We start from the raw sequence: 17505 nt of genomic DNA on the forward strand, positions 1-17505 counted from the left end.
TTGAAATACACAGTCGAAAGTGATATTGGGTTAAAAAGAGCAATTAATGAAGACCGTGCGGCTTTTTTTAAACGTCCAGACGGGCTTGCACTTGCACTTGTAGCGGACGGCATGGGGGGTCATAATGCTGGCGATGTAGCAAGTGATATGGCAATGAAACAGATAGAATCCGTTTTTTTACAGGCAGAGGCACATCATTTTGCATCAACAACATCAAAAAAAGAATGGTTATTACAAGCAGTTAAGCAATTAAATAAAAATATATATGACTATTCTTTATCACATGAAGACTGTAAAGGAATGGGCACGACGTTTATTGCGGTGTTAATTGAAGATAATCATTGCTTTATCGCACATGTTGGCGATAGTCGTGTGTATTATTTCTTTGATGATGGTGCACAACAAATAACAAGAGATCACTCATATGTAAATGTTCTCGTTGAAAATGGTGAAATAAGTGAAGAGGAAGCGTTGACACATCCAAAGAAAAATTTCATCTTAAAAGCTGTTGGTACAGAAGAAACGATTGAACCTGACTTTTATGAAGTTGATTTAGCATCAGAATCGTATTTACTCATTTGCTCTGACGGTTTAAGCAATAAACTAACCGTGTATGAAATGGCATCAATTATTACGTATCCAGATTCAATAGAAGAAAAAGGACGGAAACTTGTGGAATTAGCAAATGCAAGCGGGGGGGAAGACAATATCTCCCTCGTGCTACTCACAAGGCAAGATGAGGAGGTGTAAGTATGTTTGTAGGTAAACGAATTAGTGACCGCTATAAAGTTAAAGAGCTCATTGGTGGCGGAGGTATGTCCAATGTTTATTTGGCACATGACATGATTTTAAACCGTGATGTAGCGATCAAAATATTGCGCTATGATTTTACCAATGAGGATGAATTACATCGACGTTTTCAACGTGAGGCACTTTCTGCTACAAGTCTTACACATCCGAATATTGTTAGTGTTTATGATGTAGGTGATGATGGTGATCTACATTATATTGTAATGGAGTATGTCCAAGGAAAAACATTAAAGCAGTACATACAGGAATTTGCACCAATTTCTCCTGCCAGAAGTGTGCATATTATGAAGCAGTTAACATCTGCAATTGCCAATGCTCATGAAAATCATATTATTCATCGTGACATTAAACCTCAAAATATTTTAATGGATGCTGAGGGCAATGTGAAAATAACTGATTTTGGCATCGCGATGACGCTTAGTGCAACGTCATTTACACAAACAAACTCCGTGCTTGGAACTGTGCATTATTTGTCACCAGAGCAGGCTCGTGGCGGTACAGCAACAAATAAATCTGATATTTATGCACTTGGGATTGTTTTATATGAATTATTAACAGGGGAATTACCGTTTTCAGGAGAATCAGCTGTTTCGATTGCGCTTAAGCATTTACAAGCGGAGACACCGTCAGTTCGCGCATTCGATGCTACGATTCCACAAAGCTTGGAAAATGTTGTGCTGAAGGCTACTGCAAAAGACGCATCGCACCGATATTCAACTGTTGAGGAAATGCAAGAGGATTTAGAGACAGTTTTATCGCCAAATCGTATCAACGAACCAAAATTTGTCATACCGGTTGATAATGATGTTACAAAGGCAATTCCGATTATAAAAGAGTCAGTTGTACGTAAAGATGAAGATTTAACGAAGACAAGAGCGATCGAACCAATTACGCAATCAAAGCCTGAACCAGAAGTTAAGAAGCCAGTTGAGAAATCAGTGCCTGTAAAGAAAAAGAAAAAATGGCCAATATTTGTCGCTGGATTAGTAATTGTAGCCATTGCCATTCTTCTATTCCTGATATTTGCAACAGATGTATTTAGTCCGAAAAAGTTTCCTGTACCTAGTGTAGCTAATTTGACAATTGAGGAAGCTACTAAGAAATTAGAGGCTGAAGGTTTTATTGTTGGTGAACATCAGGAGCGTTTTGATGAGAATGTTGAAAAGGATAAAGTTATTGAAACAGACCCTTCGGAGGGGACAGAGCGTGTAGAAGGTACGGAAGTAGACTTAGTCGTTAGTCTTGGAGTAGAAATGACGAAAGTGGATAATTATGTAGGGCAACAAATCAGCCAAGTCGAATCGATGTTAAAGGGGAAATTTTTAGAGCCACAAATTACCTACGTGCATTCAACAGCGCCAGAAGGACAAATTATTGAACAAGAGCCGCAACCACAAGAAGAGGTAATTGCTAAAGATACATCGATGAAATTTAAGGTAAGCGCAGGGGTAAAAATGGTGACCGTAGATAATGTTGTGAATTACACGAAGGCTCAAATGGATGACTATGTAAGTAGAAAAGGCTTAAAATGGCGCGTTGCTCGTGAAGACTTTGATGATACAGTACCGGCTGGAAGTGTAATTTCACAATTGACAAAAGAAGGGGCAGAAGTTGAAGCAGGCTCCACAATAGCTGTTGTTTTAAGTAAAGGACCCGCTGAAAAACCTGTTAAAACTTGGGTGAGCACGGTAGAAATTCCATACGAGCCAAAAGAGGAAGGTATGGAGCAAACTATTCGAATTGATATTCAAGATAAAAACCATTCGATACTAGAAACATTTAAGGAATTTACGATCACGGCTGATACACAATACCAAATACAGCTTGTCATTGAAGAGGGGCAGGAAGCGGCCTATAAAATTATACGTGATTCGGAAATTATCGCTGAAGATAAAATTGGATATGATGATATTAAATAAGGGGGAATTGGATGGCGCAAGGCCAAATTCGTAAAGCATTAAGCGGTTATTATTATGTATATGATGGAAAGCAGCTTATACAATGTCGAGGACGTGGGGTATTTCGCAATCGCGGGGAATCCCCACTCGTTGGCGACATTGTAGAATACACAGTGGAAACAGAGGGGTCGGACGGTACCATTCAAAAAATTATGGATCGCCAAAATGAATTAGTACGCCCTCCGATTGCTAATATTGATCAAGGTATTCTGGTTTTTTCTGTAAAAGAACCTAATTTTAATACCATTTTGCTGGATCGATTCTTAGTTGTTTTAGAGTCATTTCATGTCCATCCGATTATTTGTTTAACAAAGATGGATTTGCTAGAAGAGCATGAACGTGAGGAATTACAAAGCTATATTGAAGATTATGAAAGCATGGGGTATACCGTGCTGCAAACCTATAAGGGTGAGGAAGAATTAGTTGAACGCTTGCAGCCCATATTAAAAGGGAAATCATCTGTTTTAGCAGGACAATCTGGAGTGGGGAAATCCACACTACTAAATACATTAATCCCAGATTTAAATTTAAAAACGGGCGTTATTTCACAAAGCTTAGGACGTGGAAAACATACGACTCGCCACGTCGAATTAATCGAGGTATGTGACGGTTTATTAGCAGATACACCTGGATTTAGTTCTTTTGATTTTGATGAAATAGAAAAAGAAGAGATAGGTGCATGCTTCCCTGATATGGCCCGAGTTGCCGAGGATTGTAAATTCAGAGGCTGTTTACATTTAAAGGAGCCAAAATGTGCGGTAAAGGCAGCCGTGGAAGCGGGAGAAATTCGTGATTATCGCTATAAGCACTACGAACAATTTATACAAGAAATTATGGATCGAAAGCCGAGGTATTAATGATGATACAAATAGCACCATCAATTTTAGCAGCTAACTTTGCTAAATTAGGAGAAGAAGTAAAGGAAGTAGAAAAAGCGGGTGCACAGCTTATTCATATTGATGTTATGGATGGTCATTTTGTGCCGAATATTTCATTTGGCTCCATCGCCTTAGATGCAATCCGTCCTTTAACTGATTTACCGTTGGACGTTCATTTAATGATTGAAAATCCTGATCAGTATATAGAACAATTTGCAAAAGCAGGAGCAGACTATATTACAGTGCATGTAGAGGCTTGCCGTCATTTACACCGTACGATTCAATTAATTCGCTCATATGGAGTCAAACCTGGTGTTGTATTAAATCCACATACACCAATAGAATCAATTCAACATGTTTTAGAGGATATTGATATGGTGTTGTTCATGACTGTGAATCCAGGCTTTGGTGGACAAAAATTCATTCATTCTGTAGTACCAAAAATTGAAGCATTAGCAGCTATTATTAAAGAACGTAATCTTGATATTGCTATCGAAATCGACGGTGGTATTAATGCAGAGACTATTATTCCTTGTGCAAAAGCAGGAGCAACTATTTTTGTAGCTGGCTCAGCAATTTATAGTAAAGAAGATCGTACAGCGGCACTTCAGGAAATATTAGCTGCTGGTGAGGCAGCGATTAAAGAATGACAATAGTCGTTGTTTGTGCAGGTGGACCAAAAGAGGAACTCTGTTCATTTAAACCGTTTAAAGAGCAAAATGATGTCATTTTTATCGGAGCTGATCGAGGAGCACTTTATTTGGTTGAGCAAGGAATTACACCACATGCCATAGTAGGAGATTTTGATTCACTCTCACAAGAGGAATACGAAATGGTGATGACTCATACAAATGATAGTCAACGATTTCTGGAAGAAAAAAATGAAACAGATACGGACTTAGCGTTGTTAAAAGCCTTGACGTATACACCGCTAGAAATTGTTCTTACAGGTGTTACAGGTGGGCGCTTAGATCATTATGAGGCAGCGGTTCGTTCGATGTATCGCTTACAAAAAGAGCATCCACAGGTAGTATTGAAGATTAGTAATCATGCAAATATGTTGCAATTTTTAATGCCGGGCAAACATAACATAGAAGCAAACGAGCAATATCGTTATTTGTCTTTTTTTGCACATGAAGAGCCGATTAAAGAAGTGACATTAAGGCAAGTGAAATATGAAACAACAAATGAAGAAATCTCTCTAGGGACATCCCGCTTTACAAGTAATGAAATAATAGGTAATTCAGGGTCTATATCTTTCTCGCAAGGCATATGTTTAATGATAAGAAGCATAGATTAGTGTGAGGGGGAGAGGGTCCTGAAAGTATATACGTTCCAGCTACCGAAATTTGTGAGTAGTATTACGCGTACGTGTATCAATCTTTTTAAAAAAGAAAAGAAAGTAAAAAAATCCGACTAACACTAGTCGGATTTTTCTTTTAGTGTTGAAAAACAAAATGGCCAAGGGAATCTTTGTGAATATTGTGGTGGGTGATTTCCGTTCCAGGCTACTCGCTTTGCCGCTGACGCTTCGCTTTCGCGCAAAAAACATCTGTTGCCTCGACGCCCCCAGGAAGCTCTGCTCTGCGCGTCAGCGCAAAGCGTCCAGTCGGAACGGAAATCAACCCTTTGTTTTGCCGGAGAGCCATACTTTAGTATATTGTAACTGCGGTTTCTCTAGATAACAGGGGATTGTTGTGCTGAAATGAGCTGTTATATGTAAAGAAAGCCGTTAGAAATTACAACGAGATGTAATTTCTAACGACTTAGTCATTTTATTGTATTTATGGTCGTCCACTAGAAGGATGTTTAAATACAACTTCTACTTATATCTAAATATTCACAAAGGCGGTTGGTAGTCTGCCCAGTTAATTAGAAAGAAAAAAATCGATTTGCGCCAAATGCCAAATCGATTTTTTGGAAGCAACGATTAAACGCGCTCAATTTTACCTGATTTTAATGCACGAGCAGAAACCCATACACGTTTTGGTTTACCGTCTACTAAGATACGAACTTTTTGAAGGTTAGCACCCCAAGTACGTTTGTTAGCGTTCATAGCGTGGGAACGGTTGTTACCAGTACGAGCTTTACGTCCAGTGATTACACATTGTTTTGGCATGTTGTATTCCCTCCTTACTGTTGATGCTGAAAGATTATTATTTCAGTTCGGTATTTCACATACCATAATAATTTAACATACGATGACGTTCAGTGCAACAGTTTTCACATAACCTTTCAAGAAAAAAACCTTTACAGACATAAATAATTGTCAGATAAGAGGGAATCAATTTCTGGATACAGCAAATTTAAGCTAATATAATTAAAAAGTTTTCAATAAATTTTCAATATTATTTCTCTCGATAGCCAAGCTTCATAGAAACACGTTTACCAGTTTCCACTAAACGCTCCGTAAGGGTGTTAATATGATCTGTTGAAACGTTAAAGCTAACAAAACCTATACTTACAGCACCTACTACTTCATTAAAACCATTTAAAATGGAAACTGCGATTGAGGATGTTCCTGCTGTTCTTTCCCCATGACTAATGGCAAATCCCTGTAATCTTATTTGGTCAAGTTGTGCCTCTAATTCAGCGATTTCTTCATGCGGGAGAAGCTGTTCAATAATTTCCCTTGCTTGAGAAACGGGCATTGTGGCTAAGATTGTCTTATTTGCGGCGCCAATATGCATCGGAATCCGAATTCCTAACTGATCATAAATACGAATTGGATTAGCTGCACTGTCTATTCTTTCGATAATGATCGTATCTAAACCGGCAGGCTTACTTAAATAGACGCTTTGCTCGACCTCTCTAGCTAAACGCTCTAATTCTGGCCTAATTTTACTAATGTAGTCCATCGTATCATACACTTGTAGGCCAAGTTCCATCCATATTGTACCAAGACGGTATTGTTTCGTTTGATCGTCTTGTTCAATCATCCCTTCCTTAATCATCGCTTTTAAAATTCTATGTAATGTACTTAGTGGCAGATCGCATTTTGCTGCAAGCTCTGAAATGGACAAGCTGCTTTCACTTGCTTCCGAAGCTAAAACTTTAGCAATTGTCATAGCACGTTCTAATAATTGCACTGATGTCCCACCTGTCCTTCCCTTATTTTTATACTTTGTCTATGTCTAGCTTAAACATAGCACTATGGTTTAGTAAACCTCTTTCTGCACCGAAAGTTGAGTGAATATAAAAATTTTTCTAAATATATTGACAGTGTAACGTAAAACAAATATATTTTTCATATAAACTTTCCTCTTAACGGAAACGTTTTCCACTACGCGGAAAAAAGGAGGTGAAGGGAATGCATTATTGTTCATCAATGTATGCACCTTTGAAACACGTAATAGTAAAACATCCAAAAGATGCTTTCCGGAGCCAAGAGCATCTTAGTGATAAATGGAAAACATTTAACTACCTATCAGAACCTAACTATAATGAGGCTCTTAGAGAATATGCTGAATTTACAAGTATTCTCGAAAAATATGTTGAAAAAATTGATTATCTACCAGAATCAGAAGAAGTAGGGTTGGATTCTCTATATGCACATGACCCTGTTAAATTTACGCCAAATGGGGCAATGATCTTAAAATCTGGCAAAAAATTAAGACAGTCAGAAGCAGCCGTTTATAAAACATTTTTACAAGAAAAGGGCATTCCAATAATCGGTGAATTGACAGGAGATGCTGTTGCAGATGGTGGCGATATCGTTTGGCTTGATGGCCGTACACTTGTTGTAGGTCGAGGCTATCGAACGAATGATGAAGCAATTCATCAGCTAAAGGATATGACGGCGGATATTGTCGATGAATTCATTGTTGTCCAGCTATCACATGATTTAGGTGAAGCGGAATGTTTACACTTAATGTCCTTTATTAGTATGGTGGATAAGGATTTAGCGGTTGTACATTCACGATTAATGCCAGTTTTTTTCCGTCAGCTTTTGATCGAACGAGGTATTCAATTAGTTGAGGTACCGAAGGATGAGTATGATGCGCTAGGCTGTAACGTCTTAGCACTTGCGCCTAGAGTATGTATGCTCCCAAATGGAAATCCAATGACAAAGCAACAATTACTTGATGCAGGTGCAACAGTTTATGAATATAAAGGAAATGAAATTACAGTAAAAGGGACAGGTGGACCTACATGCCTAACTTGTCCAGTAGTAAGAGGATAAAAGAATAGAAGAATAAAAGGGGACGAAGTAAATGTTTAAAAATGTGATCGTAAAAAATCCAGGAAATAGTTATATAAACGGTTTAACGACTAGTGACTTAGGAAAACCAATTTTAGAGAAATTATTTGAGCAGCACGGAAAATATGTAGAGGCTTTAAAGAAATGTGGCGTAGAGGTTACACAGCTTCAAGCGAACGAAGCTTTCCCGGATTCGACATTCGTAGAAGATACAGCTGTTTTAACACCTGAGTTTGCCATTATTTCAAACCCTGGCGCAGAAGCTCGTAATCGTGAGATTGTGGACATTGAACCAGCTGTTAAAAAGTTCTATGAAAAAATGTACTATATCGAAGGTCCAGGAACACTTGATGGTGGAGATGTATTGCAGGCAGAAAAGAAATTTTATGTCGGTATCTCTGATCGTACGAATGAAGAAGGAGCACGACAATTTAAAGAAATCGTTGAAAAAGAAGGCTATGAGGCAACGATTATTCCGTTAAAAGAATTTTTCCATTTAAAAACGGGTATCGCCTATGTTGGTGAAAATCGAATGGTGCTAGCAGGAGAATTTGTCGATCACCCTGCGTTTGAATCTTACGAAAAAATTATAATTCCAAAAGAGGATGAGTATTCAGCAAACTGTATTCAAGTAAATGATTATGTCATTATTCCAGCAGGCTATCCAGAAACAAACCGTAAATTAAATGATTTAGGCTATCAAACAATTGAACTTGAAATGTCTGAATTTAGAAAACATGATGGTGGGTTAAGCTGCCTGTCATTACGTTTTTAGTTTTATAAATACCCAACCAATTTAAATAGGATAAATTGGTTGGGTACTTTAGTAGGGTTAAGATATTAACAGTAACTAGAGAGTGGGGATGGATGTTGAGTAAAGGGGAACAACGGCACGATGATCAATTAAATCGTTCAATGAAAAGTCGTCATTTATTAATGCTATCACTCGGTGGAGTTATTGGGACAGGCTTGTTTTTAAACGTTGGCTATACCATTAATCAGGCAGGTCCTGGAGGAGCATTAATTGGTTATTTATTTGGTGGTTTAATATTGTACATGGTTATGAATTGTCTTGGGGAATTAGCTGTTTATATGCCTGTAACGGGTTCTTTTCAAACGTATGCAACAAGATTTATCAGTCCTTCAGCAGGCTTTTCTTTAGGGTGGATGTATTTTGTCGGTTCAGCTGCTACAGCGGGGGTAGAATTTACAGCAGCGGGGATATTGATGCAACATTGGTTCCCGAATGTACCTATTTGGATCTGGTGTGCAGTTTTTATGGTTCTTTTGTTTGCATTAAACGCGTTAACAACGAAAGGTTTTGCTGAAGCGGAGTTTTGGTTTGCGAGCATTAAAGTAATTGCGGTGATAGCCTTTATCATCATTGGGGGCGCTGTAATTTTTGGTTTGATTCCATTAGCTGATCGCCCTACGCCACATCTAACAAATTTAGCGCCGACAGGATTATTCCCGGCTGGTATTGCGATTATTTTTGTCACAATGATGAATGTTATCTTTTCTTATCAAGGGTCTGAACTTGTTGGTATTGCAGCAGGGGAAACTGAAAATCCAGAAAAAAATATTCCGCGGGCAATACGGACAATTCTTTTTAGAATAATTGTTTTCTATATTGCTTCTATTATTGTTTTATCTGCCATATTCCCGTCATCGGAGCTTGGACTACTGGAAAGTCCATTTGTCACATTGATGAGTTTAGCGGGCGTTCCTTATGCTGCTAGTATTATGAATTTTGTGATTCTAACTGCGATTTTATCGGTAGGTAACTCATGTCTATATGCTTCAACACGTTTATTATGGTCGATGTCAAAAGAGGGGATGGCTCCGAAATTATTTGGACGACTAACGAAAAATAAAGTGCCATTAAATGCACTCGTTTTCACGATGCTTTTCTCGCTGCTCTCTTTATTAACGAGCGTGATGGAAGCAGATGCAGTATTTGTTTTACTCATGTCTGTTGCAGGGATTTCTGTCACAATTTCATGGATGGGAATTTGTGCTTCCCAATTGATGTTCCGATATCGCTATGTGAAAGCGGGGGGAAATGTGGCTGATTTAAAATTTAAAACGCCATTTTATCCATTGATTCCAATATTCTGTATTAGTTTTTGTATGCTAATTCTTGTCTTTTTAGCATTCGATCCAACACAAAGAATTGGTTTACTATACGGTATTGGATTCTTCATTGCTTGTATGATTTTCTATAAATTAAAATTGAGTAAAATAAAAACAGTTTCTTCTGAGATTGAAGTGAAAAATGAGGAATCGTTTGATTTACATTGAAAAGAAATGCATTCGATTTTGAGGCATTGGATAAAGGAGAATGATTATGACTAATTATCTTTGGAATACACCTGAAAAACTGCGTGCATTATTATGTGAAATTGTCAGTTGGGAAAGTAGGACATTAACGCAAGGTGAAAATGAATTTGCCTATAAATTAACAAATAAATTGCAAACGCTCTCTTACTTTCAAAAAAGGCCAGAATTGATTGAGTTACATGATGCAGGGCTTGGGCGCAATGCTGTGACTGCCTTGTACAAGCACCCATCTGCGACAGAAACGGTTGTGTTAATTAGTCATTTTGATACTGTTCATACGGAAGAATATGGTGAACTTGAGCCGTTTGCCTTCTATCCTGAAGAATTAACAAAAAAGCTAATGGAACCTAAATACAAAAAGGATTTACCTGAAACGGCGAGAATTGATTTGGAATCAGGAAACTATTTATTCGGTCGTGGAACGATGGATATGAAAATGGGACTTGCTTTGCATATGCAATTAATTGAAAAAGCAAGCATTGAAGAGTGGCCAATTAATCTCATTTTAACGGCTGTGCCAGATGAAGAAGTGAACTCTGCAGGGATGCGAGCAGCAGTTGTTGAGCTTGTAAGGCTTCGTGAACAGCATGGATTATCTTATAAACTATTTTTAAATAGTGAGCCTTCTTTTTCACAAGGTCCAGCTGATACGAATGAATATATTTATTCAGGAACGATCGGTAAAATTATGCCTGCTGCCTTATTTTATGGAAAAGAGACCCATGTAGGTGAGCCTTTAAAAGGAATGACAGCAAACTTTATTGCTTCATATATGACGCAGCGTATGGAGTGGAACCCAGTTTTCCGTGAATCAGATCTTGGTGAAAGTACGCCATTACCTGTATCCTTACAATTAAAAGATTTGAAAAGGGAGTATTCTACACAAACACCATATCGTGCAGCAGCTCTTTACAATGTGTTTTTATTAAAGCGCACAGCATCAGAAGTAATGGATATTTTTGAACAGGTTGCATTGGAGGCAATGGCAGCTTGTAATGAGCAGTATAAGCAAATTTGTGAGCGAGAAAAGGTAAAGGGTGTAGGGGAAGTAAAAGTACTTCGTTATGAAACGCTTTTAGAGCATGCGATCATTAAATTAGGAACTGAGGAAGTAAATACGATCAAACGACATGTTCTTGATAATGATTCATGGGATGATCGAGAGAAATCCATTCGCATCGTGGATCAGCTAATGATCCGTTGCCAGGAACTGACGCCGGCAACAGTGCTGTTGTATGCACCACCTTACTATCCTGCAATCAATTCGTCGAACCATCCACTTGTCATTCAATCGATAGAGTTGATGAAGAAAACGGCAAAAACGTTTGATATTGAAGTAGAGCAAATTCACTATTTTAATGGTATTTGCGATTTGAGTTATGTCAATTATTCAGATGACTCAAATGAATGGACAGCATTCGAACGTAACACACCTGTATGGGGAGATACATATAGCATCCCGTTTGAAGCTATGTCTGCATTGCAGGGCCCTGTATTAAATGTTGGACCTTTTGGAAAGGATGCCCATCAAAAGACAGAAAGATTACATGTCGACAGCGCATTTAAGGAAATGCCAGTGATGATTGACACGCTTATTAAAAGCTTGATTTAGATTATAAAAATGGATTTAAGTAAGGAAGCTGATGCTAAATGGTATCAGCTTTTTTATAATTTGTACCGTTTTTGCCATTCCTTTTCGGAAATTTTTTATGGATTATGTTCATAACAGTTCCACCGATTTTAATAAGTGCCTATATAGTAATGGGATATCAGGTAAAAGTATTAAAGTGTTTTTGCCGATGTCCCTTATTATGTCAATGGGGCTAACTATTCAGCGTCACCCTTATAAAGTACAAAGGCAATTTACGAAACAGCATATTTTATTAGATGAAGAAATGACAAAATCCAAGAAATTATCAACATTATTAGCTGAGAAAAATAATGTGCTATCAGAGCAAGCACTTCGTGACACGTTGACAAACCATTCGTTTTTAATCATAAATTAACACAAATTGGGCAACAACTTAGTAAACCAAAGTCTCTAACAATGATGATGGTGGATATTGATTTCTTTAATGATTATTATGGTCATTTACAGAGTGATGAAGCGTTAACAAAAGTAGCAGCTCTGTTAGATGAAATTTTAGAAAAGTATAATGCATTTGCTGCATGTTGAGGAGGAAATTTTAGAGGAAGTCTGCAACTTAAATATTCTTCACGAGCGTTCGAACATAGCTGATGTTGTAACAGTCAGTATTGGGATGTGCCATGCCAAAATCTCGATTGGCGAGCATTTGCAAACGTGTTGTGAATGAGCCGATCAAGCATTATACACAGCAAAACAAAAAGGTCGTAACAACTTTTATAGCAAAAATGAATATTTCGATGAAGTGGTGTGTTAACCTGTAATGTCAGTAAAACGTTGATACAGTGCGTTTTCGTCCCCTCCTAGGTTGCTTAATGTATAACGAAAGTGTTACAATATAGTTTAGTCAAAAAGAGCCAAGGGGGCATTTCTATGTCGATTGAATTAAACAATGAATTCGGCCAAATTGATATTTCAACAGATGTACTTGCACAAATTGCTGGTGGCGCTGCTGTAGAATGCTACGGTATTGTTGGCATGGCATCTAAACATCAAATTCGTGATGGTCTAACTGATATTTTACGTAAAGAAAATTTTGCAAAAGGTGTTGTTATTCGAAAACAGGACGACGATTTACATATCGATATGTACATTATTGTTAGTTACGGGACGAAAATTTCAGAAGTTGCTTATCAAGTACAATCGAAAGTGAAATATACAGTGGATAAAACATTAGGTATGAGCGTAAAATCTGTCAATATCTTTGTGCAGGGCGTTCGTGTAGCGAATGATTAAGAGGAGGAACTAAATCGAATGCAGTCTTTAAACGGAATAAAGTTTGCAGAAATGGTGCAAATGGGTGCCCATCACCTATTCCAAAATGCAAATTATGTTGATTCATTAAATGTATTTCCAGTACCGGACGGTGATACAGGAACGAATATGAACTTGTCGATGACATCTGGTGCGAAAGAGACAGAGCTTTCTGCTTCAGAACATATCGGTAAAACAGCACAAGCTTTGTCAAAAGGTTTACTTATGGGAGCGCGCGGAAATTCTGGGGTTATTTTATCGCAGTTATTCCGTGGCTTTGGTAAAGCTATTGAAAAAGAGGAGACAATCGATGCCAAGGGCTTTGCAGGTGCCTTCCAAGCAGGCGTTGATACAGCTTATAAAGCAGTAATGAAGCCAGTTGAAGGAACGATTTTAACGGTAGCACGTGAAGCGGCACAAAAAGGCGTGGAAGTGGCAGAAACTGAAAACGATATCATTACGGTGATGGAAGCATTTACTGCTGAAGCACAAGCTTCGTTGGAACGTACACCTGAGCTTCTACCTGTTCTTAAAGAAGTGGGTGTTGTAGATAGTGGTGGTCAGGGTCTTCTATTTGTGTACGAAGGGTTCTTAGCATCTTTAAAAGGTGAGCCATTACCGCAGAAAAATGAAGCAACTTTAGATGATTTAATCAATGCAGAGCATCATAGAGCTCAAGATTTTATGAATACTGCTGATATTGAGTTTGGTTATTGTACAGAAATAATGGTACGTTTAGAAAATGGGAAAGAGCCATTTAGCGAAGAACAATTCCGCAATGAATTAAACCCTCTAGGTGATTCTTTACTTGTTATTTCGGATGAAGAGATTGCAAAAGTGCATATTCATTCCGAGCAACCTGGCGCTGTGTTAGCTATGGGTCAAAAATATGGTAGTCTTATTAAAATTAAAGTCGACAATATGCGTGAACAGCATTCTGCCATCGTTGGTGAGGATCATAAAGTGCCTTCTCCAGCCAAAAAAGTAGAAAAGCATCCGTATGCAATTGTAACGATTGCAATGGGCGAGGGAGTTGCTGAATTACTTCGTTCCATTGGTGCTTCTTATGTTATTGAGGGCGGTCAAACAATGAATCCTTCAACTGAAGATATTGTGAAGGCAGTACAAGAAATTGGTGCTGAAAAAGTGTTGATTTTACCAAATAATAAAAATATCGTCATGGCTGCAGAACAAGCAGTGGAGCTTTTAGATATTGAAGCGGCTGTAGTTCCAACGAAAACAATCCCTCAAGGTATGGCGGCGATTCTATCGTTTAATCCAGAAGCGGCAGTAGAAATGAACCAAGCAACAATGACGGAAGCTTTTGCAAATGTGAAAACAGGCCAAGTCACTTATGCAGTTCGAGATACATCTATTGATGGTGTAGAAATCCATAAGGATGATTTCATGGCTCTTGCGGAAGGGAAAATTGTATTATCTACTCCAGCATTAAAAGATGCTGCTGAGAAGGTAATTACTGATTTAGTAGATGAAGATGCAGAAATTGTAACAGTCATCTATGGTGAGGACACAACGGAAGAAAATGCCTCAGCATTAGTGAAATTTATTGAAGAACATTATCCAGAGGTCGAAGTAGAGTTATTTAATGGTAAACAAGGGTTATATCCATATATTATTTCAGTAGAATAATTTAATACTTCTTTGCGCATAAGTAGACAAAGCAGTGCACACGCCGTGTACTGCTTTTGTTTATGGTACAAGGAAATTAGAGGATAATAAATGATAGAGATTAGCTAAAAATAAATCATTTGATGTATGTACCCGGAGGACAACGAACTTGGAAATACTGGAATATTAGCCTTTTGAAATTTTTGTGTATATGGAGTAGACAAAAGTTAAACAATATTTCCAATGTGTAAATTATTGTAGTGTAAATTTTCTGAAATTTGATAAATAAGTGCTTTACTTTTGTAGTAACTATCAAGCATGATATAGTAAAAATCGATTTTATTTATATGGATAGAATAGAGGGGTGTTTGTATGAAGTTTACTTCAGTATTTGATATTATTGGACCAGTGATGATTGGGCCTTCTTCCTCTCATACGGCAGGTGCAGCACGAATTGGCCGCGTTGCCAGAGATTTATTTGGAAGACAACCAAAGTGGGCGAAAATCCACTTATATGGTTCCTTTGCTGAAACGTATAAAGGACATGGAACAGATGTAGCGCTGATAGGAGGCTTATTAAATTACGATACATTTGATGAGCGGATTAAAACAGCTTTTGCCGATGCAGAGAAAGCTGGATTAGATTATGAGTTTATCCCAGAAACAGCTAACACAGAGCATCCGAATACAGCTCGCCTTGTGATTGGCGATGATGATGGAGAGATGTCTGTTGTTGGAATTTCTATCGGTGGCGGTAAAATAGAAGTGAGTGAGGTTAATGGCTTTAAGCTGCGATTAACAGGAGGCATGCCGGCTATCCTTGTAGTTCATGATGATCGAGCTGGCTGTATTGCCAATGTAGCAAATTGCTTAGCAATGCATGCAGTCAACATTGGACATATGGAGGTTTCACGAATTGAACGTGGTTTAACAGCACTTATGGTGATAGAAGTCGATCAAAACATCGAGGATAAAGTACTACAACAAATTTCTTTAATACCACATATTACAAAGGTTTCTAAAATTAATAACAACTAAGGGGGTGTCCCAGTATGGACGTATTATTTCATAATGTTCGTGAGCTTGTTGAACGAGCCGAGCAAGAAGGTAAACTAATTTCTGAAATTATGATTGAGCAAGAAATGTTAATAACTGGACGTACAAGAGAAGAAATTATGCAGCAAATGGACCGTAATTTAACGGTGATGGAGGAAGCTGTTGAAAGAGGCTTGAAGGGTGTGCAATCTGTAACGGGTTTAACAGGTGGCGATGCAGTATTGCTTCAAAATTACATTGCGCAAGGAAATTCGTTGTCAGGGGATTTATTATTAGACGCAGTGAGTAAAGCCGTTGCAACTAATGAGGTGAATGCGGCAATGGGTACAATTTGTGCAACGCCCACTGCAGGCTCAGCTGGTGTAGTGCCAGGGACACTGTTTGCAGTGAAAAACAAGCTAAATCCAACACGTGAGCAAATGATTCGTTTTTTATTCACATCAGGTGCTTTTGGCTTCGTTGTTGCCAATAATGCTTCGATTTCAGGTGCTGCTGGCGGCTGTCAAGCAGAGGTTGGCTCAGCTGCTGGTATGGGAGCGTCGGCAATTGTAGAGATGGCCGGTGGTTCTCCACAGCAATGTGCAGAAGCATTTGCGATTACACTTAAAAACATGCTTGGGCTTGTGTGTGACCCAGTAGCTGGATTGGTAGAGGTTCCTTGCGTTAAAAGGAATGCTATGGGTGCAGCGAATTCGCTTGTGGCAGCGGATATGGCACTTGCAGGTGTAACAAGTCGCATCCCGTGTGATGAAGTAATTGGTGCGATGTATCGAATTGGACAATCTATGAGTCCGAATTTAAAAGAAACTGCCCGTGGCGGCTTAGCTGCAACACCAACAGGCAAAGCTATCAGCAAAGCTATATTTGATAATGGCAATTTAGAAAGTATCCAATCACTGCAAAAATAATATTAAAAAACACGCACCTAGGGCGTGTTTTTTTGTGAGCTTCTACATAGTGTAGATGGGTCTCATCTATGACGTTAATTTATATACATGGGATCCGTTTGAATAAATGTCATCCCCTATTTTTGGCGATGCCCCTATTACAGCTAATAAATTTTAGTAAAGTGTAGGGGTAGGATAACAGGCAACGGCATCGATTAATCCTTCATCAAATCCGTAGAACGACCAGTAGGCACCGTTCCATCTATATCCAGATACTTCGCCCATTTCTACACGAGTAGGATAAAACCAAAATTCTCTCCCGTTCCTAAGCCAAACATAGGTATTTTGATATAAACAATCAATGATATAGGACACAGAAGGTTTTGGTGGTCTGAAGTTTGGTGGAGGTGATTGTGGTCTCATTGTCCCTTGAGGTGGAAAATAGCCCAAGTGATTTCACTCCTTTTTCAACATTATATGCTGAGAAAAAATAAATGCATTTATTTAACTGGATTATTAAAAACCAAAAGATTATAGAGCTATGTAAACTAAAGGTTGGCTATTTCTCGAAATACCTAAGAAGGCATTGAAGTGATTGATTCTTTATTTGCTAAAGATGAAAAAGTTCATGTCCTTTATGTTGGCCTACTTAAAGATATAACTATCAATCAATTATTGATGAATTGAATTGCTATGTTAGTGAAATTAAAAAGTTATATAATAGTATTGGAAATACAGATGAATAGCATTAACTGTTGGGAATAGCTAACCACAAGCAACATTATTATAAAAGCCGAGAGTAATCGTAAAGAAAGGGGAAAACTCATATGCTAATGACTACAAATAA

The 17505-nt window shown here is 38.1% G+C and carries 19 protein-coding genes; 16 read left to right on the plus strand and 3 right to left on the minus strand.

The genetic code is table 11. The features are described 5' to 3' along the window. Genes AB9L17_RS05390 through spoVM form a run of 6 tightly spaced genes read left to right on the plus strand, consistent with a single transcriptional unit; the run spans position 1 to position 5066 of the window. The gene (locus tag AB9L17_RS05390; RefSeq protein ID WP_223552766.1) at positions 1–750 is read left to right on the plus strand and encodes a Stp1/IreP family PP2C-type Ser/Thr phosphatase; all 750 of its coding nucleotides are present in this window, start codon (positions 1–3) and stop codon (positions 748–750) included. Positions 751–752: 2 nt separating this feature from the next. Beyond that, positions 753–2729: a Stk1 family PASTA domain-containing Ser/Thr kinase gene (gene pknB / locus AB9L17_RS05395; protein ID WP_223552584.1), complete on the plus strand. Its 1977-nt coding sequence runs from the start codon at positions 753–755 to the stop codon at positions 2727–2729. A gap of 11 nt (positions 2730–2740) precedes the next feature. After that, positions 2741–3625: a ribosome small subunit-dependent GTPase A gene (rsgA, locus tag AB9L17_RS05400; RefSeq protein WP_068983196.1), complete on the plus strand. Its 885-nt coding sequence runs from the start codon at positions 2741–2743 to the stop codon at positions 3623–3625. Between the two features lie 2 nt (positions 3626–3627). Then, the gene (gene rpe / locus AB9L17_RS05405) at positions 3628–4296 is read left to right on the plus strand and encodes a ribulose-phosphate 3-epimerase (RefSeq protein ID WP_223552767.1); all 669 of its coding nucleotides are present in this window, start codon (positions 3628–3630) and stop codon (positions 4294–4296) included. Then, positions 4293–4946, plus strand: a complete 654-nt coding sequence (locus AB9L17_RS05410; RefSeq protein WP_068983194.1) for a thiamine diphosphokinase — start codon at positions 4293–4295, stop codon at positions 4944–4946. Before rpe ends, AB9L17_RS05410 begins: the two co-directional genes overlap by 4 nt. An 18-nt stretch (positions 4947–4964) precedes the next feature. Then, a complete protein-coding gene (gene spoVM / locus AB9L17_RS05415; protein ID WP_139114376.1) occupies positions 4965–5066 on the plus strand; it encodes a stage V sporulation protein SpoVM in 102 nt (33 codons plus the stop codon). 510 nt (positions 5067–5576) lie between these two features. Here spoVM and rpmB read toward each other — a convergent pair. Both rpmB and AB9L17_RS05425 read right to left on the minus strand, forming a co-directional pair. Then, positions 5577–5765, minus strand: a complete 189-nt coding sequence (gene rpmB / locus AB9L17_RS05420; RefSeq protein ID WP_004227417.1) for a 50S ribosomal protein L28 — start codon at positions 5763–5765, stop codon at positions 5577–5579. 229 nt (positions 5766–5994) lie between these two features. Beyond that, the gene (locus AB9L17_RS05425) at positions 5995–6735 is read right to left on the minus strand and encodes an IclR family transcriptional regulator (RefSeq protein ID WP_068983193.1); all 741 of its coding nucleotides are present in this window, start codon (positions 6733–6735) and stop codon (positions 5995–5997) included. 221 nt (positions 6736–6956) lie between these two features. Here AB9L17_RS05425 and AB9L17_RS05430 point away from each other — a divergent pair, with 221 nt between their 5' ends. The 10 genes from AB9L17_RS05430 to sdaAA all read left to right on the plus strand — a co-directional run bounded on the left by AB9L17_RS05430 (position 6957) and on the right by sdaAA (position 16679). Beyond that, the gene (locus tag AB9L17_RS05430) at positions 6957–7829 is read left to right on the plus strand and encodes a dimethylarginine dimethylaminohydrolase family protein (protein ID WP_375200172.1); all 873 of its coding nucleotides are present in this window, start codon (positions 6957–6959) and stop codon (positions 7827–7829) included. A gap of 31 nt (positions 7830–7860) precedes the next feature. Continuing rightward, positions 7861–8622, plus strand: a complete 762-nt coding sequence (locus AB9L17_RS05435; RefSeq protein ID WP_223552587.1) for a dimethylarginine dimethylaminohydrolase family protein — start codon at positions 7861–7863, stop codon at positions 8620–8622. Positions 8623–8714: 92 nt separating this feature from the next. Beyond that, positions 8715–10148 (plus strand): amino acid permease, encoded by a 1434-nt coding sequence (locus tag AB9L17_RS05440; protein WP_223552589.1) that lies wholly within the window; start codon positions 8715–8717, stop codon positions 10146–10148. 46 nt (positions 10149–10194) lie between these two features. Beyond that, the gene (locus tag AB9L17_RS05445; protein ID WP_375200173.1) at positions 10195–11799 is read left to right on the plus strand and encodes a M20/M25/M40 family metallo-hydrolase; all 1605 of its coding nucleotides are present in this window, start codon (positions 10195–10197) and stop codon (positions 11797–11799) included. Between the two features lie 97 nt (positions 11800–11896). Further along, complete coding sequence (locus AB9L17_RS05450; RefSeq protein WP_375200174.1) at positions 11897–12193, plus strand: hypothetical protein; 297 nt, start codon at positions 11897–11899, stop codon at positions 12191–12193. Between the two features lie 41 nt (positions 12194–12234). After that, on the plus strand, positions 12235–12363 hold the full coding sequence (locus tag AB9L17_RS05455) for a GGDEF domain-containing protein (protein ID WP_263297314.1): 129 nt from the start codon (positions 12235–12237) through the stop codon (positions 12361–12363). Positions 12364–12705: 342 nt separating this feature from the next. Then, positions 12706–13068: an Asp23/Gls24 family envelope stress response protein gene (locus AB9L17_RS05460; protein ID WP_053594173.1), complete on the plus strand. Its 363-nt coding sequence runs from the start codon at positions 12706–12708 to the stop codon at positions 13066–13068. An 18-nt stretch (positions 13069–13086) separates the two neighbouring features. Continuing rightward, positions 13087–14736: a DAK2 domain-containing protein gene (locus tag AB9L17_RS05465; protein WP_068983187.1), complete on the plus strand. Its 1650-nt coding sequence runs from the start codon at positions 13087–13089 to the stop codon at positions 14734–14736. A gap of 351 nt (positions 14737–15087) precedes the next feature. Then, positions 15088–15753, plus strand: a complete 666-nt coding sequence (gene sdaAB, locus AB9L17_RS05470; RefSeq protein WP_068983186.1) for an L-serine ammonia-lyase, iron-sulfur-dependent subunit beta — start codon at positions 15088–15090, stop codon at positions 15751–15753. Between the two features lie 14 nt (positions 15754–15767). Further along, positions 15768–16679 (plus strand): L-serine ammonia-lyase, iron-sulfur-dependent, subunit alpha, encoded by a 912-nt coding sequence (gene sdaAA, locus AB9L17_RS05475; protein ID WP_375200175.1) that lies wholly within the window; start codon positions 15768–15770, stop codon positions 16677–16679. A 153-nt stretch (positions 16680–16832) separates the two neighbouring features. Here the strand turns inward: sdaAA and AB9L17_RS05480 are convergent, their stop codons facing one another. Further along, entirely contained in the window at positions 16833–17108 is a 276-nt protein-coding gene (locus tag AB9L17_RS05480; RefSeq protein ID WP_223552597.1) for a transporter, read from the minus strand. Between the last annotated feature and the right edge of the window lie 397 nt (positions 17109–17505).

The organism is Lysinibacillus sp. RS11, from assembly GCF_042019215.1.
GTDB lineage: Bacteria > Bacillota > Bacilli > Bacillales_A > Planococcaceae > Lysinibacillus > Lysinibacillus xylanilyticus_A.